This is a genomic window from Erythrobacter sp. JB1-7 (genome assembly GCF_057365015.1).
Genome location: NZ_CP200291.1, coordinates 1,594,011 through 1,617,608, shown reverse-complemented (window position 1 = coordinate 1,617,608; position 23,598 = coordinate 1,594,011). Strand labels below are relative to the sequence as shown.

Annotated in this window: 23 protein-coding genes and 1 tRNA gene; 11 read left to right on the top strand and 13 right to left on the bottom strand. The window is 56.6% G+C overall.

The window, feature by feature from the left end; genetic code table 11:
* Positions 1–4 precede the first annotated feature (4 nt).
* The 9 genes from AC0V6W_RS07830 to AC0V6W_RS07790 are packed head-to-tail and all read right to left on the bottom strand — an operon-like array spanning position 5 to position 7,904.
* Positions 5–415: a DUF3035 domain-containing protein gene (locus tag AC0V6W_RS07830; protein WP_486148803.1), complete on the bottom strand. Its 411-nt coding sequence runs from the start codon at positions 413–415 to the stop codon at positions 5–7.
* Positions 408–941 carry a signal peptidase II gene (lspA, locus tag AC0V6W_RS07825; RefSeq protein WP_486148801.1) on the bottom strand — a complete coding sequence of 178 codons (534 nt, stop codon included), beginning with the start codon at positions 939–941 and terminating at the stop codon, positions 408–410. Before lspA ends, AC0V6W_RS07830 begins: the two co-directional genes overlap by 8 nt.
* Complete coding sequence (gene ileS / locus AC0V6W_RS07820) at positions 938–3,982, bottom strand: isoleucine--tRNA ligase (protein WP_486148799.1); 3,045 nt, start codon at positions 3,980–3,982, stop codon at positions 938–940. The genes lspA and ileS overlap by 4 nt, the downstream gene beginning before the upstream one ends.
* Positions 3,979–4,917 carry a bifunctional riboflavin kinase/FAD synthetase gene (locus AC0V6W_RS07815; protein ID WP_486148797.1) on the bottom strand — a complete coding sequence of 313 codons (939 nt, stop codon included), beginning with the start codon at positions 4,915–4,917 and terminating at the stop codon, positions 3,979–3,981. Before AC0V6W_RS07815 ends, ileS begins: the two co-directional genes overlap by 4 nt.
* Positions 4,918–4,923: 6 nt before the next feature.
* The gene (locus AC0V6W_RS07810) at positions 4,924–5,421 is read right to left on the bottom strand and encodes a dihydrofolate reductase (protein WP_486151502.1); all 498 of its coding nucleotides are present in this window, start codon (positions 5,419–5,421) and stop codon (positions 4,924–4,926) included.
* Positions 5,422–5,452: 31 nt separating this feature from the next.
* The gene (locus AC0V6W_RS07805) at positions 5,453–6,529 is read right to left on the bottom strand and encodes a 5-(carboxyamino)imidazole ribonucleotide synthase (protein WP_486148795.1); all 1,077 of its coding nucleotides are present in this window, start codon (positions 6,527–6,529) and stop codon (positions 5,453–5,455) included.
* The gene (gene purE / locus AC0V6W_RS07800; protein ID WP_486148793.1) at positions 6,526–7,017 is read right to left on the bottom strand and encodes a 5-(carboxyamino)imidazole ribonucleotide mutase; all 492 of its coding nucleotides are present in this window, start codon (positions 7,015–7,017) and stop codon (positions 6,526–6,528) included. The genes AC0V6W_RS07805 and purE overlap by 4 nt, the downstream gene beginning before the upstream one ends.
* 13 nt (positions 7,018–7,030) lie before the next feature.
* On the bottom strand, positions 7,031–7,717 hold the full coding sequence (gene gpmA / locus AC0V6W_RS07795) for a 2,3-diphosphoglycerate-dependent phosphoglycerate mutase (RefSeq protein WP_486148791.1): 687 nt from the start codon (positions 7,715–7,717) through the stop codon (positions 7,031–7,033).
* 37 nt (positions 7,718–7,754) lie between these two features.
* Entirely contained in the window at positions 7,755–7,904 is a 150-nt protein-coding gene (locus AC0V6W_RS07790; protein ID WP_486148789.1) for a hypothetical protein, read from the bottom strand.
* Between the two features lie 91 nt (positions 7,905–7,995).
* Between AC0V6W_RS07790 and AC0V6W_RS07785 the strand changes: the two genes are divergently transcribed.
* The 7 genes from AC0V6W_RS07785 to AC0V6W_RS07755 all read left to right on the top strand — a co-directional run bounded on the left by AC0V6W_RS07785 (position 7,996) and on the right by AC0V6W_RS07755 (position 14,165).
* Positions 7,996–8,070 (top strand) — tRNA-Thr (locus AC0V6W_RS07785).
* A 94-nt stretch (positions 8,071–8,164) separates the two neighbouring features.
* Positions 8,165–8,929 (top strand): SDR family NAD(P)-dependent oxidoreductase, encoded by a 765-nt coding sequence (locus tag AC0V6W_RS07780; RefSeq protein ID WP_486148787.1) that lies wholly within the window; start codon positions 8,165–8,167, stop codon positions 8,927–8,929.
* A gap of 46 nt (positions 8,930–8,975) precedes the next feature.
* Complete coding sequence (locus AC0V6W_RS07775; protein ID WP_486148785.1) at positions 8,976–9,944, top strand: thiamine pyrophosphate-dependent dehydrogenase E1 component subunit alpha; 969 nt, start codon at positions 8,976–8,978, stop codon at positions 9,942–9,944.
* Positions 9,944–10,930 carry an alpha-ketoacid dehydrogenase subunit beta gene (locus AC0V6W_RS07770; protein WP_486148783.1) on the top strand — a complete coding sequence of 329 codons (987 nt, stop codon included), beginning with the start codon at positions 9,944–9,946 and terminating at the stop codon, positions 10,928–10,930. The genes AC0V6W_RS07775 and AC0V6W_RS07770 overlap by 1 nt, the downstream gene beginning before the upstream one ends.
* The gene (locus AC0V6W_RS07765) at positions 10,931–11,161 is read left to right on the top strand and encodes a biotin/lipoyl-containing protein (RefSeq protein WP_486148781.1); all 231 of its coding nucleotides are present in this window, start codon (positions 10,931–10,933) and stop codon (positions 11,159–11,161) included.
* 342 nt (positions 11,162–11,503) lie between these two features.
* Positions 11,504–13,750: a M3 family metallopeptidase gene (locus AC0V6W_RS07760; RefSeq protein ID WP_486148779.1), complete on the top strand. Its 2,247-nt coding sequence runs from the start codon at positions 11,504–11,506 to the stop codon at positions 13,748–13,750.
* A 28-nt stretch (positions 13,751–13,778) separates the two neighbouring features.
* Positions 13,779–14,165 carry a nuclear transport factor 2 family protein gene (locus tag AC0V6W_RS07755; RefSeq protein WP_486148777.1) on the top strand — a complete coding sequence of 129 codons (387 nt, stop codon included), beginning with the start codon at positions 13,779–13,781 and terminating at the stop codon, positions 14,163–14,165.
* Positions 14,166–14,204: 39 nt separating this feature from the next.
* Here AC0V6W_RS07755 and AC0V6W_RS07750 read toward each other — a convergent pair whose 3' ends face one another.
* The 3 genes from AC0V6W_RS07750 to AC0V6W_RS07740 all read right to left on the bottom strand — a co-directional run bounded on the left by AC0V6W_RS07750 (position 14,205) and on the right by AC0V6W_RS07740 (position 16,997).
* Complete coding sequence (locus tag AC0V6W_RS07750) at positions 14,205–14,669, bottom strand: hypothetical protein (RefSeq protein WP_486148775.1); 465 nt, start codon at positions 14,667–14,669, stop codon at positions 14,205–14,207.
* Positions 14,670–14,802: 133 nt separating this feature from the next.
* Positions 14,803–15,573, bottom strand: coding sequence for an SDR family NAD(P)-dependent oxidoreductase (locus AC0V6W_RS07745; protein ID WP_486148773.1), 771 nt, complete (start codon positions 15,571–15,573; stop codon positions 14,803–14,805).
* A complete protein-coding gene (locus AC0V6W_RS07740; protein ID WP_486148771.1) occupies positions 15,573–16,997 on the bottom strand; it encodes an aromatic ring-hydroxylating oxygenase subunit alpha in 1,425 nt (474 codons plus the stop codon). Before AC0V6W_RS07740 ends, AC0V6W_RS07745 begins: the two co-directional genes overlap by 1 nt.
* Before the next feature lie 106 nt (positions 16,998–17,103).
* Between AC0V6W_RS07740 and AC0V6W_RS07735 the strand changes: the two genes are divergently transcribed.
* Both AC0V6W_RS07735 and AC0V6W_RS07730 read left to right on the top strand, forming a co-directional pair.
* Positions 17,104–17,640, top strand: a complete 537-nt coding sequence (locus AC0V6W_RS07735) for a VOC family protein (RefSeq protein ID WP_486148769.1) — start codon at positions 17,104–17,106, stop codon at positions 17,638–17,640.
* 384 nt (positions 17,641–18,024) lie between these two features.
* On the top strand, positions 18,025–20,076 hold the full coding sequence (locus AC0V6W_RS07730; protein WP_486148767.1) for a tetratricopeptide repeat protein: 2,052 nt from the start codon (positions 18,025–18,027) through the stop codon (positions 20,074–20,076).
* A gap of 258 nt (positions 20,077–20,334) precedes the next feature.
* Here the strand turns inward: AC0V6W_RS07730 and AC0V6W_RS07725 are convergent, their stop codons facing one another.
* Entirely contained in the window at positions 20,335–21,144 is an 810-nt protein-coding gene (locus AC0V6W_RS07725; RefSeq protein WP_486148765.1) for a helix-turn-helix transcriptional regulator, read from the bottom strand.
* Positions 21,145–21,280: 136 nt separating this feature from the next.
* On the opposite strand from AC0V6W_RS07725, the gene AC0V6W_RS07720 reads away from it, so the two are divergent.
* Positions 21,281–22,903 (top strand): AMP-binding protein, encoded by a 1,623-nt coding sequence (locus tag AC0V6W_RS07720; protein WP_486148763.1) that lies wholly within the window; start codon positions 21,281–21,283, stop codon positions 22,901–22,903.
* A 143-nt stretch (positions 22,904–23,046) separates the two neighbouring features.
* A complete protein-coding gene (locus tag AC0V6W_RS07715) occupies positions 23,047–23,523 on the top strand; it encodes a hypothetical protein (protein ID WP_486148761.1) in 477 nt (158 codons plus the stop codon).
* The last annotated feature ends 75 nt before the right edge of the window (positions 23,524–23,598 follow it).

The window sequence follows — 23,598 nt, the reverse complement described above, 5'->3', positions numbered from 1 at the left end:
TAGCTCAGGACGGAATGAGCGTTTGCGCATTCGCGCCATCACCTTCGGGCGCAGCGATAATATCGCGGGTTACTGTGCCTTTGGCAACGGTGTTGGTGCCCGGATCGCCCGCTTGACTGCGGATGCCGGGGGCTGAACTGCCTGCGCGGTCTAGTGTGCTCGTTTCAACCGAGCTGCGCGGCGATGGTCCGCCAAACAGGGCTTCCAGCGCTTGCTCGCTCGCCGTGCCTTCTGCAGGGCGCGGAGCACCGGGAGCTGGCGGGGTGAGCGAGAAATCAGGCGGCACGACCAAAGGCGCCTGGCGTTGCACGGCGAATTCATCGGGACGGTCACGATTGAAAATCCCGCTTCCCCCACATGCACTCAGCATGGCTGTGCCCGACAGCAGAATGATGGCTTTGGTTACGTTACGCATTTTTGGTCTCCGAAGGCGCATTGGCCTCTTCTTCATCTGTGTCGCGCACAAACAGGCTGCGAGCAAGGATAATGACGACGCCGATGGTGATTGCGGCATCGGCAATATTGAAAACAAGGAACGGGCGAAAGTCCCCGATATGAAAATCGGCATAGTCGAGCACATAACCCAAAGCGAAGCGGTCATAGATATTGCCGATCGCTCCGCCCAAAATGAGCGATAGGCCAAAAATATCGCCCATCTTGCGTTCACGCATAATCCACACGAGCACGACGCATGCTATCGCAGCCGTGACAGCAATCAAACCATACCTCATTTCGGGACTATTAGCCTGAAACATGCCAAGCGAGATGCCCTTGTTGTGTACGCGGGTGAGATCGAAAAACGGCAACAGGTCCATTTTGTCGCCCGGCTGTTTCAGTCCCAGAGGCCCCGCGACCCACCACTTCACCAGTTGGTCCACCGCGCAAATAATCGCAGCAATCACCAGACCGATAACCCGGTTACGAGTAAAAAGCGCGCTCACGCCGCCGCTCCATCGATTGCAGCCACGGCATCATCGCACCGGCCGCACAGCGCGCCATCTTCGCTGACATCGGGCAGCAAACGCCAGCAGCGCCCGCATTTATGGTCGGTTGATTTGGTGACGATCACGTCGTCCGTTTGGCCGCGCGTCACTGTCCCGGTGATGAACAATTCCGCGAGCTGTTCGTCGGTTACGCCATCGGGCACCGCATCGGCGGGTACAGCAACGACCGCTTCATTGCTTGACCGGATCGTCTTTTCGCGGCGCAGCGGCTCAATCGCTTCGGTCACGCGTTCGCGGAGAGCGCGCAATTGTTCCCATTTGGCAGCGTCCGCGGGCACCGCAGGGACAGTCGGCCAATCGAGCAAATGGACACTGTCCTTTGCATCGGGATAGCGGGTTTGCCACACTTCTTCAGCGGTAAACACCAGCACGGGCGCAGCATAACGGACAAGCGCATGGAATAACAGATCGAGCACTGCGCGGTAGGCCTTGCGCGAAACACTGTCAGGGCCATCGCAATACAGCGTGTCCTTGCGGATATCGAAGAAGAAGGCGGACAGGTCTTCATTGCAGAAGTCCACCAGCATGCGCGTATAGGTGTTGAAATCGTATTCGATCGCCGCCTGTTTAAGCTTCGCGTCAAGATCGCCCAGCAGCGACAGGACATACAATTCCAGCTCCGGAATTTCGCCCAGATCGCTCGCATCGCCTTCATATCCATCGAGCGCGCCGAGCAGATAGCGGAACGTGTTGCGCAGGCGGCGATACTGATCGCCCACGCCTTTCAGGATTTCATCGCCGATCCGGTGATCTTCGGTAAAATCAACGCTGAGCGCCCACAGCCGGATGATATCCGCGCCGGTTTGCTCCATCACTTTCAAAGGGCTGATCGTATTGCCGAGCGATTTCGACATTTTTTTGCCCTTGGCATCCATTGTGAAGCCATGGGTCAGCACTTGGTCATAAGGCGCGCGGCCCCGCGTGGCGCAGGATTGGAGCAAGGAGGATTGGAACCACCCGCGATGCTGATCTGACCCTTCGAGATAGAGATCGGCTGGCCATTGCAGATCGCCCCAGCGCCCGCTTTCGAGCACAAAGGCATGGGTGCATCCGCTGTCGAACCACACATCGAGGATGTCGGTAACCATCTCGAAATCATCGGGATTATGCGCATCGCCCAGGAATTCGGCTTTGCGCGCTTCTTCCCATGCATCCACGCCCTCTTTTGCGACCGCTGCGACAACGCGCGCGTTCACTTCGGGGTCTTGCAGATAGGTGCCATCGGGCCGCACAAACAAAGTAATCGGAACGCCCCATGCGCGCTGGCGCGAGAGCACCCAATCGGGCCGCCCTTCGACCATTGAGCCGATGCGGTTGGCGCCTTTTTCGGGGATCCATTGGACGCGTTCGATTTCGGATGTGGCGCGGGTTCTGAGCGTATCGCGCTCGGTTTGCGGGGACGCGCCGCTGGAGGCTGCCGCCTCGATATCCTCTAGGGGCATGTCATGCAGCGAGGATGGGGCAGCGCCGCCTGTCAGCTCTTTATCCATCGGCACGAACCATTGCGGGGTGCAGCGATAGATCACCTTGGCTTTGGAGCGCCATGAATGCGGGTAGGAGTGCTGGTAGTCCGCAGAAGCGCTGAGCAAAGCGCCTGCTTCGCGCAAGTCCGAGCAAATCGGTCCGTCGGGCGCGTTGAAGGGTTTGTTGATGACGCTGCGGCGACGTTCTTTGCCGTCTGCGTCTTTGTCATCCGCGCCCAGCCACAGCCAATCGTCGCGATAACGGCCATCGTCCATTACCGCGAAAACGGGGTTGATGCCGTTCTCTTTGCACAGCGCGAAATCATCCTCGCCGTGGTCAGGCGACATATGGACAAGTCCGGTGCCGCTGTCGGTGGTGACAAAGTCGCCTTCGAGCATCGGGCGCGGGGTCGCGTAGAATTCTCCGAGCTTGTGCATCGGGTGGCGAACTTTGGTTCCGGCTAGATCGGAGCCGTTTAATTTTTGGATTCCACCATCCAGAGTAACCACGGCTTTTGCAGCGCTTCCTGACACCGCTAGCTTTCGATTGAGATGGCTTTCAAGTCTATCCGCAACCTTCGAGGACAGGTCTTTAGCGACGATCACAACAAGATCACCAAAGTCCGGCTCTGATCCCAGTGCTTCACGCAACGCCACGCTATCTTCGGCATTGGCGAATGCGATAGAAACTTGGTAGATTCCGTACTCAACATCAGCCCCGTAGGCCAAAGCCTGGTTCACCGGGATCGTCCAAGGCGTGGTGGTCCAGATGACCGCATGCACTGCTTCGCCGCTATCAAGAAGATCCTGTATCGGCTTGCAGTTCGGAGCTTCCGAAATCTCAAACGCCACATCAATCTGCGGGCTGTCAGTGAGGTCTTCATACTCAACCTCAGCCTCTGCCAGCGCAGTCTTTTCAACCGGTGACCACATCACCGGCTTTGACCCGCGGTAAAGATTGCCAGCCTCTGCAAACTTGCACAGTTCGGCAACAATCGTCGCCTCGGCCTGGAAATCCATGGTGAGGTAGGGCCGGTCCCAATCGCCCAGAATGCCCAGCCGCTTCAGCTGCTCGCGCTGGGTATCAACCCATTTTTGCGCATAGGCACGGCATTCGGCGCGGAATTCCTTGGCCGGAACCTCGTCCTTATTCTTCTTTTTCTTGCGATATTGCTCTTCGACCTTCCATTCGATGGGCAAGCCGTGGCAATCCCACCCCGGCACATAAGGAGCGTCCTTACCCATCAGGTTCTGCGTGCGGCAGACCATGTCTTTGAGGATATGGTTGAGCGCATGGCCGATATGCATATCGCCATTGGCGTAAGGCGGGCCATCATGCAGGATGAATTTGTCCGCCCCCAGCCGCGCATCGCGCAGCTTGGTATAAAGGTCGATTGTCTCCCAACGCTCCGCAATGCCCGGCTCCTTTTGCGGGAGGCCAGCCTTCATGGGAAACGCGGTCTTGGGCAGAAAGACCGTGTCTTTGTAATCGCGTTGTTTGCTATCGTCTGTCATTGCGGAGCCGCGCTTAATAGGCGGCGGGCCTCGGCGCAATCCTTGTCCATCTGAACGATCAGATCGTCAAGGCTATCAAACTTCGCCTCGCCGCGCAGGAAGTGGTGAAACGCGACCTCGATTTCCTGGCCATAGAGGTCTCCGTCAAAATCAAAGAAATGCGGCTCAAGCAGTTCCTTGGGCGGTTCGAATTGCGGGCGAATGCCGATATTGGCTGCGCCCGTGAGCTCCTGACCAGTGGCCAGAACCTTTCCAGTCACGGCGTAAACCCCGTATTTGGGCCGCAAATAGGTGTCGATGGCAATGTTGGCGGTGGGATAGCCAAGTTTGCGCCCGTTCTTGTCGCCATGCTCCACAATGCCGCGAATGGCGAAAGGCCGGGTAAGAAGCTGAGCTGCCAATTGCGGATCGCCATCGCGCAAAGCGGCGCGGATACGGCTGGAAGAGACGGTTTCCTCGCCAGCTTCAACCACATCAACAACACGCGATTGCAAGCCCTGCGCGCGTCCGAACCCGCGCAGCAGATCGACATTGCCTTTCGCTTTTTGGCCAAAGGTGAAATCACCGCCTGTCACCACGCCATGCGCGCCGAACCGGTTGATGAGAATATCGGTGATGAAATCTTCGGCCGATGTGTTTGCCAGTACCCTATCGAAATGGAACACCATCATCGCGGTTGCGCCAGCGGCGAGATACAATTCCTGGCGCTGTTCAAGAGTTGTGAGGCGAAATGGCGGCACATCCGGGCGGAAGAATCGCACCGGATGCGGGTCAAATGTTGCGATGATCGAAGGGCGCCCCTCGGCATGGGCCCATGCAATCGCTTCGCCTGCCACAGCCCGGTGCCCTGTGTGAAAGCCATCAAAATTGCCCAGCGCAATCACTGCACCGCGCAAGGGGTCAGGGACAGGTTTTCGATGATCTAGCCAGCGCATATCGCATCAGTCTGTAGCGGCGCGCTCGAAAGAGACAAAGGAATAAGCAGGGCGCACCTTTCCATTCACCTCACTCGCACCGAAATCTGCCCGTGCGACTTCGGTCCATTCCGGCCCCGGCGCGCGCATAAAGGTGTCGCCCTCAAACTCTTCATGAATTTGCGTGAGTTCAATTTTGTGAGCCGCAGGCATAAACACATCATAGATTGCCGCGCCGCCCACAATCATGACTTCGCCTGCCTGATTGTCCTGCGCGGCCAATTCCAGCGCATCTGATTGAGAGCGCGCGATCTCAGCCCCTTCGCTATCCCAACGTTCCCGCCGGGTCAGAACGATATGACGGCGACCGGGCAAGATGCCAGGCAGGCTCTCAAAGGTTTTGCGGCCCATAATCATGGGTTTTCCCATGGTGAGCGATTTAAATCGGCGAAGGTCTGCGGGCAATTTCCACGGCAAACGCCCTTCTGTGCCAATCGCGCCATTGGCCGCGCGGGCATAGATCATCGTGATTGTGAGCGGACTGGTCACGTTTGCGTTAAATCGCTTGATGGCTAACCCGGGTCACGTGACCCATCTTTCGCCCCTTTCGCGCTTCACGTTTGCCGTAAAGGTGCAAATGCGGCTCCCCTTCTTCGGCAAGCATAGTGTGCGCATCAAGGGCATCCGCTCCTACGATGTTGCGCATATCAATGCTGGCAAAACGGGTTTCAGTCCCGCCCAAGGGCAGTCCGCAAATCGCGCGGATATGATTCTCAAACTGGCTCGTGGCCGCCCCTTCGATTGTCCAATGCCCCGAATTGTGCACTCGCGGTGCCATTTCATTGAAGATCGGCCCCTGCTTGGTTGCAAAGAATTCGAGCGTTAAAACGCCGACATATCCCAGCGCATCGGCGGTTTGCGTCGCGATATCGCGCGCCTTTTCCATCTGCTCTTCGATCAAAGCGCCTGCGGGTAAGACTGAGGAAGCGAGCATGCCGTCCTGATGCGTGTTGGCGGTGGAATCCCAGAACCGGATCGCGCCAACGGGCGCGCGGACCAGAATGACCGAAAACTCCGCTTCGAATTGAACCAGCCCTTCGTAGATGCATGGCTGGCCAGGGAACCGCACTCCTTCTGCATCGTGAGCTGACGCGATCTTCCATTGTCCCTTGCCGTCATAGCCATCGCGCACGGTTTTCAAAATGCCGGGCGCGCCGATGCGTTCAATGGCTCTCGCGAAATCATCCTCGCTCTCAACGCGGGCATAGGGCGCGCACGTCGCTCCCAATTGTTCCACAAAGAGTTTCTCAGCCAGTCTGTCCTGTGCGGTTTCAAGCGATCTGGCGGGTGCTGCGATCAGTCTGTCAGGGATCGCGGCCACGGCAGATAGGGGTACGCTTTCAAATTCCCATGTGACCACATCGCACTGGCTGGCAAATGCGGCGAGCGCCGCTGTGTCGCCCCACCCATTCTCGAAGAAATCCTGACAAACATCAGACGCCACATTGTCGCCTTCAGGACCGTATCCGATAACGCGGTAGCCAAGCTGCACAGCTGCCATCGCAAGCATGCGGCCAAGCTGGCCTCCGCCAAGAATGCCTATTGTTGATCCGGGGGCAAATGGAGTGGTCATTGAGGAACCTCGCCCACTGCATCGCTGCGCGCTTGGCGCCATGCTTTGAGCCGCTCAGCTAGAGTTTTATCGCCATTGGCAAGAATCGCGGCAGCCAGCAACGCTGCATTTTTAGCGCCCGCATCGCCAATCGCCAGAGTGCCAACAGGAACGCCGGCAGGCATCTGCGCAATAGAAAGCAAGCTGTCCATGCCGGAGAGAGCTTTGGACTGGATCGGCACGCCGAGCACGGGCAGATGTGTCATAGCAGCAATCATGCCCGGCAGATGCGCTGCGCCGCCAGCCCCGGCGATGATGACGTGATAGCCATCATCTACGGCGCCTTTGGCAAAGGCATTCATCCGATCGGGGGTGCGGTGGGCCGAGACAATCCGGGCATCATACTCGACACCAAGTTCGTCAAGAATTTCGCATCCAAGCTGCATCGTTGGCCAGTCAGACTGACTGCCCATCACAACTGCAACTCTTGAGGCTTTATCGCCCGCCATTGATCACCCGCCCTCAGCTGTCTTTAAGGTAATACCGCGTCCCCGGCACCATATCTGCGTCAAATTCGTAAACAATCGGCTGACCGGTTGGGATCTCGAGCCCGGTAATATCCTCATCAGAAATGCCCGAAAGGTATTTCACAAGCGCGCGCAATGAATTGCCGTGCGCAGAGATGATCACTGTTTCACCGCTGGCAAGCACAGGCAGAATATCACTTTCCCAATAGGGCAGCACCCGCTCAATCGTCAGCTTCAGGCTCTCTGTATACGGCACAAGGATCCCGTCATAGCGTGGATCCGCACCCGGATCATATTCCGTGCCCGGCTCCATGGGCGGTGGCGGTGTGTCGAAACTGCGGCGCCAGATATGCACTTGTTCTTCGCCATGCTTGTCGCGGGTTTCCTGCTTGTTGAGGCCGGTTAGGCCGCCATAATGGCGTTCATTAAGGCGCCAGTCTTTTGTAACCGGGAGCCACAACAGCCCTGCCTCTTCCAATGCCAGGTTCAGCGTTTTAATCGCGCGCGTTTGCAGCGATGTGAAACAAGTGCTCGGGATAACCCCTTTTTCGCGCAACAATGCGCCCGCAGCTTTTGCCTCGGCGATGCCCTTGTCGGTGAGGTCTACATCCCACCATCCGGTAAAGCGGTTTTCAAGGTTCCACTGGCTCTGACCGTGGCGGACCAAAATCAATTTAGGCACTGGCGCGTCTGCTCCTCATGGTTTGGGAGCACACGCGTTAGCTTTCGCTGGCGTCCTTGGAAACCCCGCTTTTGGGCGATTCGCTCTTCATTTCGCGGACCTGCGTTTTACGGCGGCGCAGGTTTTCGCGCAGTTTTGCCGCGAGACGATCCTCTCGCGACATATTCTTGTGCATCTCTTCACTCATGCGAAACGCCTAGGCGATATTAGCGCAAGCATTCAAGCACCGCTTGACAACAGCGCGCCCCCAATGGATAGGCGCGCCACTTGAACGGTGTGCCGCGGTAGCTCAGTGGTAGAGCGCGTCATTGGTAATGACGAGGCCGAGAGTTCAATTCTCTCTCGTGGCACCATTTTCTTCTTCCAACCAACATTTTTGACGAGTGCGCCATTGCGCATCGGCTCCTATCCCTTGCTCGGTAAATCACACAGCTGGGAGAGCGAACGATGGATCTGGGACTTAAAGGCAAGAAAGTCATCATGAATGGCGGCGCGCATGGGCTTGGCCTTGCATCGCTCAAATTGTTTGCCGAAGGCGGCGCAGATGTCGCGTTCTTCAGCCGCAAGGATGACAAGATCCAGGCTGCCACCGCAGAGATTGATGCCGCGGGCCCGGGCAAGGTCTTTGCTGAAGTCTTCGACATGAATGATGGCGGGGATGCGTATAAAGCTTGGCTTGAAAAAGCAGCCAGCGAGCTTGGCGGGTGCGATATCTTCGTCCACACAGCATCCACCTCTGGCACAGGCGGCACTGCCGATTGGCAAGCGGGCCTCGATATGGACATTATGGGAGCGGTGAACGGGGTGGAGGCATTGACTCCGCATCTCGTCAATTCCGATAGCGGATCGATTGTTTTCATGAGCTCCACAGCAGCGCTCGAAACCTTTATCGCCCCGCAAGCTTTCAATGCATTGAAAGCCGCGCTTATCACTTACGGTTCCCAGCTCAGCCAAGCGCTTGCTCCGCAAGGCATTCGCGTGAATTGTGTATCTCCCGGCGCGATTGAATATCCCGGCGGCAATTGGGAAGCGATCAAAGGCATGATGCCCGAGCTGTACGAAGGCACTCTCGCCAAAATGCCGATGGGGCGGTTTGGCAATGACACCGAGGTCGCCAAGGCCATCGTATTCACCGCCAGCCCGGCTGTGCCGTATATGACCGGATCGAACATCGTGGTCGATGGCGGCTTTACGCAAAGAGTGCAGTTCTAAGCCGCTCCTAGCCTCAACCATTCATCCAGAAAAAGGCCCCAAAAGCATGGCTGAAATAGATCGCGATACTCTGCTCGACATCTACACGCGCACAATGAAAGTGAACCGCACGGACGAGAAATTCCGCGAACTGCTGATGCAGGGGAAAGTGGCGGTGATGTATTACTGCGTGCGGGGTCAGGAACTCGTCTCGGGCGCGGCAATGGCTGCGCTTGATAAAGACGATTACGTGGTGTGCACTTATCGCGGGCAAGGCGAACAAACCGCCAAAGGCATCCCGATGGAGAAATGGTGGGGCGAGTGCCTCGGTAAAGCCACAGGAACCTGCAAAGGCAAAGGCGGCACCATGCACATCACTGATCCCGATACAGGGATCATGGTGACAACGGGTGTGGTGGGCAGCGGCCTTCCGATCGCCAACGGCCTTGCCATGGCGAGCCAGAACAATGGGGATGGTAAAGTCACGCTTGTCAGCTTTGGCGATGGTGCAGCCAATATCGGCGGCTTCCACGAGGCGATGAATATGGCGCAGCTGTATAAGCTGCCCGTGGTCTTCCTGTGCCAGAACAACCGGTACGGCGAACACACCGCTTATGCCGATCACACTGACAGCCCCAATATCGGATCGCGCGCCGCCAGTTACGGCATGAAAGGCGTGACCGTTGACGGCAACAATGTGAACGAGATTTATCCAGCCATGGCCGACGCGGTGGACCATGCCCGCAGCGGCAAAGGCCCCGTTCTCGTCGAAGCCATGTGCTACCGGATGATGGGCCATTTCTTCGGCGCCGATTTCTCTTACATGCCCGATGAGCATCTGGCCGAAATGCAGGCCGAAGACCCTTTGCCCAAATTGCGGCAGGTTATGCTTGAACGGCAATTCACAGAAGAAGAGCTCGACAAGATTGTCGGCGATATCGACGCTCAGATTGATGCTGCGGTTCAGCACGCACTCGATGCTCCGCTGCCGGATACTGACGAGATTTATAAAGACGTGCTTGAGGAGGTGAACTGATGGCCGAAATCACCATGACAGAGGCTTTGAACAAAGCCATCGATGAAGCCATGGCCGAAGATGACGGCGTATTCTGCTTGGGCGAGGATGTCTCTGCCAAACAAGGCGGCGGCGTTTTCAAAGTCACAAGCGGGCTCACCGAGAAATACGGCGAAAATCGCATTCGCGCCACGCCCATTTCTGAGACCGCCATTATTGGCGCCGCCGTGGGTGCAGCTTTGGCCGGCCAGCGTCCGATTGCCGAAATTATGCTGATGAATTTCGTTGGCGTTTGCATGGACCAGATCGTTAATCACGCGGCCAAATTGCGTTATATGTCGGGCGGGCAAACACCGTGCCCGATCGTCATCCGTACCACGACAGGTGTGGGCGTTGGCTTTGGCGGGCAGCACTCCGACATGCTGGAGGCGTGGTTCGCCCATGTCGCAGGGATGCATGTGGTCACCCCGTCCAATGCGGCGGATGCACGCGGTCTGATGCGCAGCGCGATTGATGCCAATGACCCTGTCGTCTTTATCGAGAACATCCTTTGCTACGGCCTGAAATCGGAAGATCCAGGGCCCGGTTACCGCGTACCCCTGGGCAAAGCGGCTATCCCCAAAGAAGGCAATGACATCTCGCTCATCACTTATGGCCGCACCGTGCTGGATGCGCTGGAAGTGGCCGGCGAGCTGGAGAAAGAGAGTATCAGCGTTGAGGTCGTCGACCTGCGCACCATCGCGCCTTATGATGAGGAAACGGTGCTGGCCTCGGTCAACAAAACGGGCCGGGCACTGACATTGCACGAGGCGGTTCGCCCGTTTGGTACAGGCGCTGAAATCGCCGCCAATATTCAGGAAAAATGCTGGGACAGCCTTAAGGGGCCAGTGCGCCGGATTGGCGGCACCTTTGCTGCGGTTCCGTTTGCCACGCACCTTGAACAAGCATGGATCCCGAACAAGGCGGACATCGTCGACCAAATCAAAGCCTCGGTAGGGAAAGCGTAAATGGCAGAAGAAATCCGCATCCCCAAACTCGGCATGTCAGCCACCGAAATGACCTTAACCGAATGGATGTTCGGTGATGGCGAGCAGGTCGAAAAAGGCGAGATTATCTACACTGTCGAAACCGACAAATCGACCACCGAGATCGAAGCTCAGGCCAGCGGTGTCATCCGCCCTACCGGCGAAGAAGGCGGGGTTTACAAGGTTGGCGATTTGATCGGGACGATTGAATAATCGGGTCCGATTCGCTTGCCTTTAATACCCCCGGTTCGTTCACCAAACACATACTGAAAAGCGGGGGTCATGAGGTGAAATCGGGTCTGCGTTTCTGCGGCGCGTTGCACCTTGGCGCACCAACGTTTCCGGTGAACATAACAGCGCATTTGCATGTAGGAAAATGCGCGCCCATTCGCCCCCAAGGCCCGCTCGCGCGCTCGCCCGCTCGCCCATTAGCCCCCAAGGCTCAAACGCCCAAACGCCCATACCCCCGCTTATCCGAGCAAAACCGCCCAGCTCTCGCCGCCGCAATTTCAGCGCCCTATTGAACCTTGCTGCCAAAATCGCCAGAACGGCTGCATGAAAAAACACAACGCAACCCCCTTCGCCCGCCCTTCCAAAATCGCTGCTCTTGCTGCCAATGCTTCGGCCATTGCGCTGCTTGCCGGATGCGCGACCACTTCGCCTGAGACCGCCATGACCGATCGCTCCCCCCAAGAAGCGCCGACCCAAACCGCTGTCCTTATCCCTGAGGCTACCGGCTATTTTGCCTCTGACAGCGCGCTGCCGTTCCACGCGCCCGATTTCACCCAAATTTCAGAAGCCGATTACATGCCCGCTTTCGAGCAAGGCATGGCGATCCACACCGCCGAGGTTGCAGCGATCACGGCCAATCCCGATGCGCCCACATTTGAAAACACGATTGTCGCGCTTGAAAATTCGGGCAAATTGCTGGGCCGCGTCTCGCGCGTGTTCTTCCAATTGACCGGCACCAACACCACGCCGGGCCTTGATACGATCAACACTGAAATCAGCCCCAAGCTTTCCGCCCATTCCTCCTCGATCACGCTGAACCCTGATCTGTTCGCGCGGGTAAAGGCGGTTTACGATGCGCGCGATACGCTGGGCCTTGACCGCGAAGATACAAAATTGCTCGAAGGCACTTACGAAAACATGGTGCATGCAGGCGCGCTGCTGACCGCCGATCAGCGTGAGCAGGTGAAAGAACTGAACACCCAGCTTTCTGTCCTCACCACCGAATTTGGCCAGCTTGCGCGCAATGCCATGGCCGATCAGCCGCTGATCGTGGACAGCGCAGAAGAACTTGCCGGAATGTCGGACAGCGATATCCAATCGGCTGCCGATTTTGCGGCCAAGCTGGGCAAGCCGGGCAAATTCGCCATCGCGCTGCAAAACACCACGCAGCAGCCGCTGCTCCCGACGCTCGACAATCGCGAAACCCGCGAAAAACTGTTCAAACTGAGCTATCACCGCGCCGATGGCCAGCGCGGGGTCGATACCCGCGATCTGATTGCCAAAATCGCCGCTTTGCGCGCGGAAAAAGCCGCGCTGTTCGGGGAGCCGGACTGGGCCAGCTACACCATGTATGACCGGATGGCGAAAAAGCCTGCAACCGCGCTTTCCTTTATGGAGCAAATGGTGCCAGCGCTCGCGGCAACGCAGCGCCGCGAGGCAGGATTGCTCAACGAAGCGATTGCCGCCGAAGGCAAAAACCACACGGTCGAGCCGTGGGATTGGTATCGTTATGCCAATCAGATCAAGGCAGAGCAATACGACCTCGATGAAGACGCCGTGATGGAATATTTCGTGCTCGAAAACGTGCTCGAAGATGGCGTGTTCTTCATGGCGAAAGAGCTTTACGGCATCACGTTTGAACGCCGCACCGATCTGCCGACCTATCATGAGGATGTGTGGGTTTACACCGTGTTCGAAGAAGACGGATCAGAGCTGGGCCTGTTCTATTTTGACCCCTTCCAGCGGCCATCCAAACGCGGCGGGGCATGGATGGGCAATTTTGTCGATCAAAGCTATGCGACCGGCAATAAGCCGGTGATCTACAATGTGCTCAACATTCCCAAAGCGCCCGAAGGCGAAGTGCAACTCGTCAGCTTTGACTGGGTGAACACCACCTTCCACGAATTTGGCCACGCGGTGCACGGTTTCTTTGCCGATCAGAAATATGAAACCCTGTCAGGCACCGCGACCGCGCGCGATTTCGTTGAATATCCCAGCCAGGTCCACGAAATGTGGACGACATGGCCGTCTGTCTTGTCCAATTATGCCAAGCATTACGAAACGGGCGAGACGATCCCTGCTGAAATGATCGAAAAGATCGAAGCGGCGGGCAAGTTTAACCAGGGGTATGATTTTGGCGAGGTGATGGAAGCCGCGCTGCTCGATATGAAATGGCACGCTCTGTCACCCGATGAAGCGCGCGCGCTGATTGGCGATCCAGATGCGGTGGACGCGTTTGAGCGCAAATCGCTGACCGATCTGGGCCTCGAAGTTGATCTGGTTCCGCCGCGTTATCGCAGCACCTATTTCAACCACATCTTTTCATCGCCGGCGGGATATTCGGCCGGGTATTACAGCTATTTGTGGACGCAGATGCTCGATCACGACAGCCGCAACTGGTTCCGCGCCAATGGCGGGCTTAACCGCAAGGCAGGCCAGCATTACCGCGACACCGTGCTGAGCCGCGGGGGCACGATGGATTACGATGTGATGTACCGCAATTTCGCTGACCGTGATCCCGATGTGAAATACATGCTCGAGGCATTGGGGCTGACAGGCGGGTCTGAATAGATCTTGGGGCAAGGGGAGCGATAAAACGATGAGCACACCGCGTGAAATGTTATCGGCTGTCTATGCAGCAGCAGGCGCGCGCGATTGGGCTAAAGTGGAATCGCTCCTCCACCCCGATTTCGTGCTCTATGAGGCCGAATGCCTGCCCTTTGGCGGCGAATGGCGCGGGAAAGACGCACTAAAACGCTGCGCGGAGGCGATGTACGGCACATGGGCAGAGGCAAAGGTCGACATTCACGACATAACCGGCGGCGATACCCATGCGGTGACCGTGCTGACGCTAACGATGACATCAAAGCGCACGGGCGAGACGTTTAGCCAGACCGTGAACGAATGCGGGAGTTTTGAGGACGGCCTGCTGCGCGAGCTGCGCATCCATTATTTCGATGCAGCAGAGGTTGCGGCAAAGGTTTGAGGGGTGTGGAGCGATCGCTGTTTAGGTGGGGAGTGGTTATCATGGACTGACAATCACCCCATCGAAATAGTCGTAATCGAGGAGTAGCTCAGGACTTTCCCGAACTTCAATCAACTTTGCATTGGGAGAGATTGGCGGATTATCTTCATGACGCAGGCAGAGGAACGCTTGTCCGTCGTGCCCAAAGGTCGCTGCTCGGCACGTTGCCATCGATCTGATGATCGCCGCACCTCGATTGGAAATTGGATCAGTCGACAAATGCACCAATTCCCGCAGGGTCTCGTATGAATCAAGGTGCACTACCGCAGGTTTGGCAATGTCCTCGGTACAAAGGACCCATGCCTCTCCATCTGGATCACGCCAGTCAACTGCAACATGGAACCTGTCGCCGTCAGCGCGAAGGCAGTCGCAAACCAGCGATGTTATTATCGCATGGCAATTGTGACCGATAGGTTCGTCGTTGCTCGATGCTTCAATAAGCGGGAAGATGCTATACGCTTTCATTGTCCCAAAGATTACTCATTTCGGCTATAACCGCAAATGGGTCGATTGCCGAAGTCAGCTTTTGGGGGCAGCCGATGCAATTCAAAAATGTGTCGGATTGGTTGAGATAACGCCCTGAAAACGTGTTTGTAGCTTACAACGTCTGCCCATCATCCAGCACAAAATCCGCGCCCGTCACAAATTCTGCGGCATCTGAGCACAGGAACAACACCGGCCCGTCCAGCCCCTCTTCGCCCATTAGGCGTTTCTTGGGGAAGCGGCTGATTTGTTTTTTGCCGAGTTCGGTGTCGAACCATTCATCATTAATGGCGGTGCGGATATAGCCGGGGGAAATGGTGTTCACGCAAATGCCAGCGCGCGCCCATTCGCGGGCCATGCTGCGCGCGGCTTGGACAACGCCTGCTTTGCTGGCGGAATAGGCGACAAGGCCGGGGGACGGCTCAAACGCGGTGACAGAGGCGACCATGACGATCCGGCCATTGGTCACGCCGTTTGCGATCATCCGCTTTGCGCCTTCGCGCGCGGTCAGGATTGCGCCTTTTAGATTGATGGCGAGAGTGTGCTCGATTTCCTCTTCGGAAACCTCGGTGGCCATGCCATTGCCATCCACGCCCGCATTGGCGATCACGGTATTGATCGGACCCAGCGCTGCCTCGGCTGCATCGAAACCCGCGATGATATCGGCCTCGCGCGCGACATCCATGGTGACAGCGGCGGCGCAGGCGCCAATTTCGCCTGCCAGCGCCTCAAGCCGGTCCTTGCGCCGCGCTCCCAGCGCAACTTTCGCGCCATTGGCAGCCAGAATGCGGCCAAAGCGCGACCCCAGGCCCGAAGACGCGCCCGTAATCAGCGCTGTGCGCCCCGATAGATCAACCGATAAAGTCATGGCGCTTTCCTGGGGCATCAAGCCTTCGCAGGCAATTCGCCATTCAGATATTTCTGCATGGTCAGGTTAAAATGCCGAACGCGGCTGTCCTGATAGGAGCCAAGCTCCATCAACCCATCCTTCATCGTGCGCATCCCTTCCTGCACAAAGGGCAGGTTCGCCATGTCCTGATCGAACACATTGGCAAGCTGCGGCCCCATCTTGTCCGCTGCCCACGCGAAGGGTTCATCATCGGGGATGTAAGTCATTTCCACCGAACGCGGGCGCTCTTCGCCTTTGGGTGTGGGGAAAAGCAGGCGGATTTCCATAATGGATTCGTGGCATGTCTCCCCCGGCAGCCAGCGATAGGTCAGCGTTGGCAAATACCCGATCCACGGCGCGAAATTGGGGAAGATGTTGTAGGTGAAATTGTCGAGCATCTCTGTATCAGAGGCCTCGGTGTAATCATATCCATATTGCTCTGTAAAACCATCCCGGCTCGCCTGCGCTAACACTTTGCGCGCGCCCAAGGGGTCTGCAGGATCAAACGCAGCTTCGCCATCGCCCGCAGAGAACCGCCGATTGGTGTCCGCATCTTCTCCGCCGGAAAATTCGTTCATCTTCTCCAGCACATAATCAGATCCTTTGCCCTTCACATGCGGGCTGAGAACGCCGGACGGCGTGATCGCGCGGTTGAAATGATCCCCGATCAAATCATAGCGCGTGTTCGCATCGCCCAGAAAGGGCAGCAATTGCGGGTGCGTGGTGATCGAATGCCAGGCTTCCATGAACGCTTCGGCAGTGGCTTTCCAATTGGCCGGAAACTTCTTCTGGATCCACATGCCGGTATAGCGGTTTTCGAAATCATACCGCTCATAATGCTCCGCCGCCGGGCCGAGATATGTTTTGAAATCAGGCAGATCATGGTTTTCCGTGACCATGATAAAGCCCTGCCACAGCTCCACGCGCGCCTCGGGCAGGTCCATGTCCTTGCCTTCGAGATGTTTGAAATCCCACCTGGAGGGTATCTCTTTCAGGCTGCCGTCATTGCGCCAGGTGAACCCGTGGAACGGGCAGCGCAGCTGGATCGCCGGCCCGCATTCGGTGCGCAATTTGCGGCCCCGGTGGAGGCAGGCATTGTAGAACGCTTTGACGCTGCCATCCTTTTGGCGGACCAGCAGAAAGCTCTTGTCGTTGATATTGTAGACAACCGTGTCGCCTGCATCGGGCATTTCATCTTCGCGCGCGGCAAATTGCCACACATTGGGCCACATCTTCTCGCGCTCAAGCTGGGCGTATTCTTCGGAGATATACGCTTCAACCGGCAGCGGATCATTGCCCATGTCGAGAGTGTTTTCCTCAAACAGATAATCGGGCGGCGTGCGCGTGTCCCCTTCGAGCATGTCGGTGTAGCTGATGCCGGGGCACCGATCCTCACGGGCGACATTTTTGACTTCGTTCATTGGCTGCCTCTTTTGATCCCAATACTCGCACTTTGCGCAGTGTTCTAAGCGATGAATATCACACAATTTGGCCGCAAGCTTACACTAGCGGATTGGAGAGGATGCGATGACGCACGCCATGGGAATTTCAGCATTGGGAGAGGTGATGCAGCTCGCCTTTGTGCCCGATGATTTTGACGCGGCAATCGCGCATTGGACGCAGGTCATGGGCGTGGGGCCATTTTTCCTGATGGAGGGCATTCATCTGGACGGCATGAAGTACAAAGGCGCGCCCACTGATGCGGTGTTCGATCTGGCGCTCGCATACTGGGGCGATATCCAGATCGAACTGATCCGCCCGCGCGATAATCACCCCTCAATCTACCGCGGCGAATACGCCGATGTTGGCGGCGGCCTGCACCATGTGTGCATTCTGGTCGATGATATGGAGAAGGCGCGCAAAGTGTGCGCTGATAAAGGCGCCAAGATCGTGATCGAAGGCACTTTGGGCGCGACCAAAGTGATCTATGTCGATCCGGGCGCGGGGCCGGGTTCCTTGGTGGAAATCCTGGAGCAAGACCCCGATGGGCCAGACCTGTTCGGCATGATCAAAGCGGCTGGCGAAAATTGGGACGGATCAGAGCCGCTGAGGACATTGGGCTAACTGTCTTCATTATCGCGATAGACCGCAGACGGCGCCGCAATCCAAAGCGTGCCAATAAGCGGCTCCGGATTGCGGCGCTGCGTTTTCGATGACGAAATAAGAAGCTGCCCGAAGTTCACGGCAGTCGCAGATGCCCAGCAACGAACGGTCCGCTCACGGCTCAAGACCAGCATCCCCTTGGTGTGACGGCCTGCTGCTTGCTACTTTTTGTTTGTTCTAGCAATTGAGTAAGCCCGCGGCATGGCTAGGGGATTGTTCCGGCTTTCTTGTGAAACGCTCAGCTCAATGGGCCACTAATTTATTCATACAAATATATTGAAAGCCAATTCAATGGCTGCGATAATTTGTCCGGACATTGCTTGGACTCGTTGCATAGGGGAGTGTGTGAAGAAGCTCGTCTATCTTTTTTGGCCCAATCGATTTTTAACGCTAGTGCTATGGAGTGCACTGTTACAACTCGCCCTGGCGCCTGATATTGCGTTGGCACGTTCAGCATGTGACCGCCTCCTCGAAAACATGCCCCCCCGAGGACCAGAGCGTTTGGCCGCAGGTAAGCAATGTATTGAGGAACTGCCTGTCCTATCCAGAGCAGAACAAACACGAATAGTGCGGCAATATGCCAGAGACCTGCCAGATTACATCGACCCTAAACAAATAGAGAGCGTTGTTGAAAGCATACCGCAGGATATCGCTTTACCACTCGCAGCATATGCCGCGCGATATTCTGCGATTGGGCCGGGGGACGAGCGCGCAAGGCAAGTTGATGCGTTAGTCACCCAAGCCAATCAGACTGGCGATGACCTTGCCAAGGCTCACCTACAATTTCTGCTTGCTGCGCGTGTTTTTAGCAGCGGCGGTGACAATGCCGTCATGGAAGAGCACATTCGGAACGGGTTGGCACTGGCGGAGAAAACCGGGGCGACTGGTCTCACGCCATATCTCACAAATTTGCTCGGAGTTCGGGCGAAAGTAGACGGTCAGTATGACGTCGCAATCTTGCGGTATCGCGAAGCCCTGAAACAGTTCGAAGCCACCGGAGACCTGGGGTCAACGGGAATCGCTTATGGTTCCATCGGTAACATATTCTCAGATTTGGGTGACAATAGACAAGCCATTGAAATGTATCGCAGATCGATTGAGATTTATCTTCGGTATTCCCCTGAACAAACTCAGCGTTTGGCAACAGCGTACACCAATCTCGGTTCTGCTCACTCGAATGCCGGTGAATACGATCTGGCGAATACCGCGTTCAATCAGGCACGGGAATACAGCGACAGACTGGAAACTCGCCGGTTAGATGGGCTGATCAATTATCAGCAGGCGTTGGCTCTTTTTGAAACGGGAGGCCGTGCTGAGTCGATCCAGATGGCTGAGCGCTCAATTGATCAAATCATCGAGCACCGCGATCCTTCAGAGGCCGCAACTGCACTGAATTGGCTTGCTGCGCGCTATCTCGAAGATGGCGATCTGGCCACTGCCCAAAAATCGCTTGAGCAGGCCCGCGCTATTATGGAGCCAGAAGGTACTGGCGCGGAAGGCTTACTCGCCAATCCCAGCAATACGTATTGGGCGCAAGAGTACGCTCAGAGTATGGGATCACTGCTTATCGCTCTAGGTCGCCGGGATGAAGCCGCAAGCTATCTCGATGTTGCTCTCGAGCTTAGTAATGAACGGTTTGAAAGGGAGAAAATGAGCGCGGTGGTGAATAGCGAGCTTTTGTTTGAAGTCCGCGACCGTGATCTTCGCCTCGAAAGAATGGAAAATGAGGCCACCATATCGGATTTGAAGCTAGAGCAGTCGCGATTGCAGCTTTTCACCGCCATTGCCGCGGCACTTGCCATCTCACTGCTGGGCGTGGCGGGATACCGGGCATACATTGCGCAAAAGCGCGAAGCGAAAGTCAAAGACGTATTTCTGACGGAAATCCACCATCGGACTAAAAACAACCTGCAATTGCTGACCAGCATCCTAAACCTTGATGCGCGCCGTGAAACGAACGCTAAAGAGCGAGCAAAGCCGCACATTGATGCCTCCAACCGGGCGCGTACGATGGCTTTGGTACATGACCATATTTATGCGCAGGAAACACCAGCTACGACTATGGTGGACGCCAACGATTTCGTTGACGACCTGCTTGTCCTTTTGGAACAGAGCCTTGGCCGCGACGGCGTGGAACTGATCTGGCACACTGATAGCGATAGGATTGATGTCAGCGAACTAACATCAATTGGTTTGATCATCAGCGAGCTCGTGACCAATGCATACAAGCATGCTTTTGGCGATTTGACGGGGATCATTGATGTCCGCTTAGAATCGCGCCCATCAGGTTTCCACTTGACGATCTCCGACAATGGCGGCGGTTTCGATCATAAACCAGACGATCGAAAAAAGGGGGGCTCGGCCTGTCGCTTGTGGACGATCTGGTTGAGCAGTTAGGGGCGTCACTGGAAGTAACGAGCGATCAACATGGCACAGTTTGGAAAGTGTCCGCCACGCGCTAGCTCGCTGCCTTGCAGCAGATACGGCGCCGGGTGGTTTGATTTAGTGCAGGACGAGCGGGAGTGCTGGCTTCATGGCCATACCCACTTCCACTTCCGATCCAAGCACCGGTCGCGGGTCAGGGCTTTTCTTTCGTCTGGGATAAGGCTTTGAGACCCTGTCGTTTCGGTCGGTTTTGGCCGGATGCCCGTCCCTTTAAGAACTCGCCCCCAGATACCCCAATTGCCCTGCCTTAAAGATCGTCTGCGCGCGGTTTACGCTGTCCAGTTTCTCACCAGCGCGGTGGATGTGATAGCGTATCGTTGCGTGGCTGCGTTCAAGGATCATGCTGATTTCCCTGTCCGTTTTGCCAATCGCTGCCCAGCGCAGGCATTCCACTTCGCGTTTTGACAGCACGCAATCGGATGGGATGCGGCGTTTGGTCCGGTGCGCTTGAACATAGCCTGCGACAAAGCGGCGCGTGATCTGCGAAAACAACACGCCGTGCGTGGCGAAATCTTCGCTCAGATCCTCTTTTTCGCGGTCCATGCTGATAAAGCTGCTGGCCGAAATCTGGCCGAACGGCAAATGCACCGGGATCACGATCGCCGCCTTGCAAAGCGAGCGCTTTTCGAAATCATTCAGGTCGATCTCTTCCAGATAGGAATTGCGCCAGCGTGTGTTGAAACCCTGGCTGTTCACCCAGAACGGCTCGCTTTCATAACGGCAGGCGCGCGGCAACGGGGAATGCAGCGCCAGACGGTGATCTTCCCACCAGCGCGCGCCATCATCCAGCCAGTGAAAGATATCGGCATTCAGGATGGTTCCTTCGGCATCGACCATGGGTTCTTTGGAAGAAATGTCATCGCACACCGCAATCTGCATGCCGCGCTGCATCGCGATATCAGCCAGATTGACCGCTGCATCGTGAATGTCTTCAAGGCACGTAATCGTGACCGTTTCCAGCAAGCGTTCGATCTGGTCGCGCGTCGGAGCTGTTTTGAGCTCTACAACATTATTGGCCATGTGCGGCATCCTCCCTGTATTGGTCCCTCGAGTCGCGATACTACCCTATCTTTGGCCAAACGCCTCATACTTTACGTAGGGGAAAATGGCATTGAGGCTGGTTAGGCCAAACGATCTAGACGAGGGAGCATAATGGATGTGGCAGGGCGAAAATTTCGGAGTTGCGCTAAAGGCGATTGCCGAAGGCATTGGTCCCGCACGCCCGGCGATTGTGCATGGGACAAGAGTGCTCAGCTGGGGTGAATTGGACCGCCAAAGCGACCGCATCGCTGCCGATTTGCGCGCATCAGGGCTGAAATCCGGCGACATTGCGGGCCAGATGCTGCGCAACACGCCTGATTACATGCTCGCATATTTCGGCTGCATCAAAGCGGGCGTGTCGCCGGTGAATGTGAATTACCATTACAAAGACCGCGAGCTATCCGACATCTGTAAGCGGTTCGGAATGAAAGCGCTGTTTGTTGAAAGCGATTTCGTCAATTCTGCCAAGGCGGCGGCGCATGATGACACGCGCATCGTGGATGTCAGCGGGGCGGATTGGCAGGCCATGCTGGCCAATGATGTGCCGGCGGATTTCGCTATTCATCAAGACGCCAATGCACTGTTCCTCACCGCAACAGGCGGCACAACGGGCATGCCCAAAGCGGTGATGTGGCCCATGAAAGAAGCATGGCAAGCCTTCAGCATATCGGTGTGGCAGCGCGGCATGGGCGAGCCGCCTTTTGTCGCGGCATCTTTGGAAAGCCAGGTGGCCGAGGCGGCAAAGATCAGCCCCGATCACCCCGCCAGCACATCGCCCATGCTGTTGTTAAGCCCGCTTATGCACGGAGCCGGCCAGTTTACCGCTGTCATCCATTTGCTCAAAGGCGGCACGCTGGCGCTGCTGCCGGCGGACAAGTTTGATGCGGATCTGGCGATTGATGAGATTGCGCGGCTGGGCGCACGCGGAGTTTTCATCGTTGGCGATGCCTTTGCTTTGCCTTTGGCGGACCGGATGGATGCGCGCGGCGATGGCGGGGAAAAGCTGGCCAGCCTGCGCCAGATCGTGTCATCGGGCGCGGTGTTTTCTGCCGCAGTCAAACAGCGCTTGCTCGGCCATCATGCGCAAATGGTGATTGTCGATGCTTTGGGATCGAGCGAAAGCTCGGGCACAGCCGTCACGATCACCACGGCGGCAGGATCGACAGGGGGCGGCAAGTTTTCCGCGCTACCCGGACGCGAGACCAAGCTGTTTGATACAGACCTTAATGAGATCAAGTCCGGTGACGACGCGATCGGCATTGTCGCGCGTGCGGGGCCATTGCCGCTGGGTTATCTGGGCGAGGATGAAAAGAACGCGGCGACTTTCCCCGTTATTGATGGCGTGCGCTATCTGATGACAGGCGATCAGGCGCGCTGGGCCGAAGACGGCTCGCTCGATTTTCTGGGCCGCGACAATATGTGCATCAACACAGGCGGCGAAAAAGTCTTCCCCGAAGAGGTTGAAGCGGTTTTGATGGAGCATGAAGCGGTCGAAGATGCCCGCGTCGTCAGCCTTCCCGATCCGCGCTTTGGAAGGAAGATTGTCGCGGTTGTGAAGTCGGGCAAAGGGCCCGCGCTGGAACCCGCATTGGACACCTGTGCGCGCGAAGGGCTGGCCGGATACAAGATACCCCGGGTCTATGTGTTTACAAACCAGTCACTCAGGCTGAACAACGGCAAGCCGGATTACAAAACCGCGCAGCGATTGGCCGATGAAATGGCCGCGCAATCAGGCTGACCGCCCCGCCTTAAGAAAAACATCAGAACCGCATCAAGACTTCGCACCTTACGCCTGCGATCACCCTTTTCGCCGCCCAATCAAGGGCTGCTCGCTCGCTGATTTCACACATTCAGCACGCGATTGAACAAGGGGAACTAGAAATGAAGTTTGCAAAGACATTTTCACGCAGCGCAAAAACGCTCGCCATTGCCGCAAGCGCATTTGCGATCACCGCGCCTGCTTCTGCCCAGATGCAGGTGTTCGAAGATTACGAACCCTCCGAAGCGGTTTGGGATATGGTCACGGTCGATATCCAGCCGGGAGAATTCGAGACCTATCTCGAAAACCTCAAAGAAACCTGGGTGAAAAGCAACGATCTTGCCAAGCGGCTTGGCCATATCGAGGATTACTTCATCTACGCTAACACCAATGGCGCAGGCGAAGCGTTCGATATGATCCTGCTGATCAAATATTCGAATACTGCCGATCTCGCGCCCAGCCGGGAAAAGTATCAGGCGTTCATGGCTGAATGGGGCAAACAGCGCGAAGAAGCGGGCCAGAAAACCGTGCGCGAGGTTTACAACAACATTCGCGAGCTGACCGGCCAATACACATTGCGCCGGATCACTTTGAAGTGATCGCATAAAAGCAAAGGCGCGGGGCGCGCGCGGCGATGGTCCGATCGCGCGCGCCTTACGCCAACCAGTTAGGTG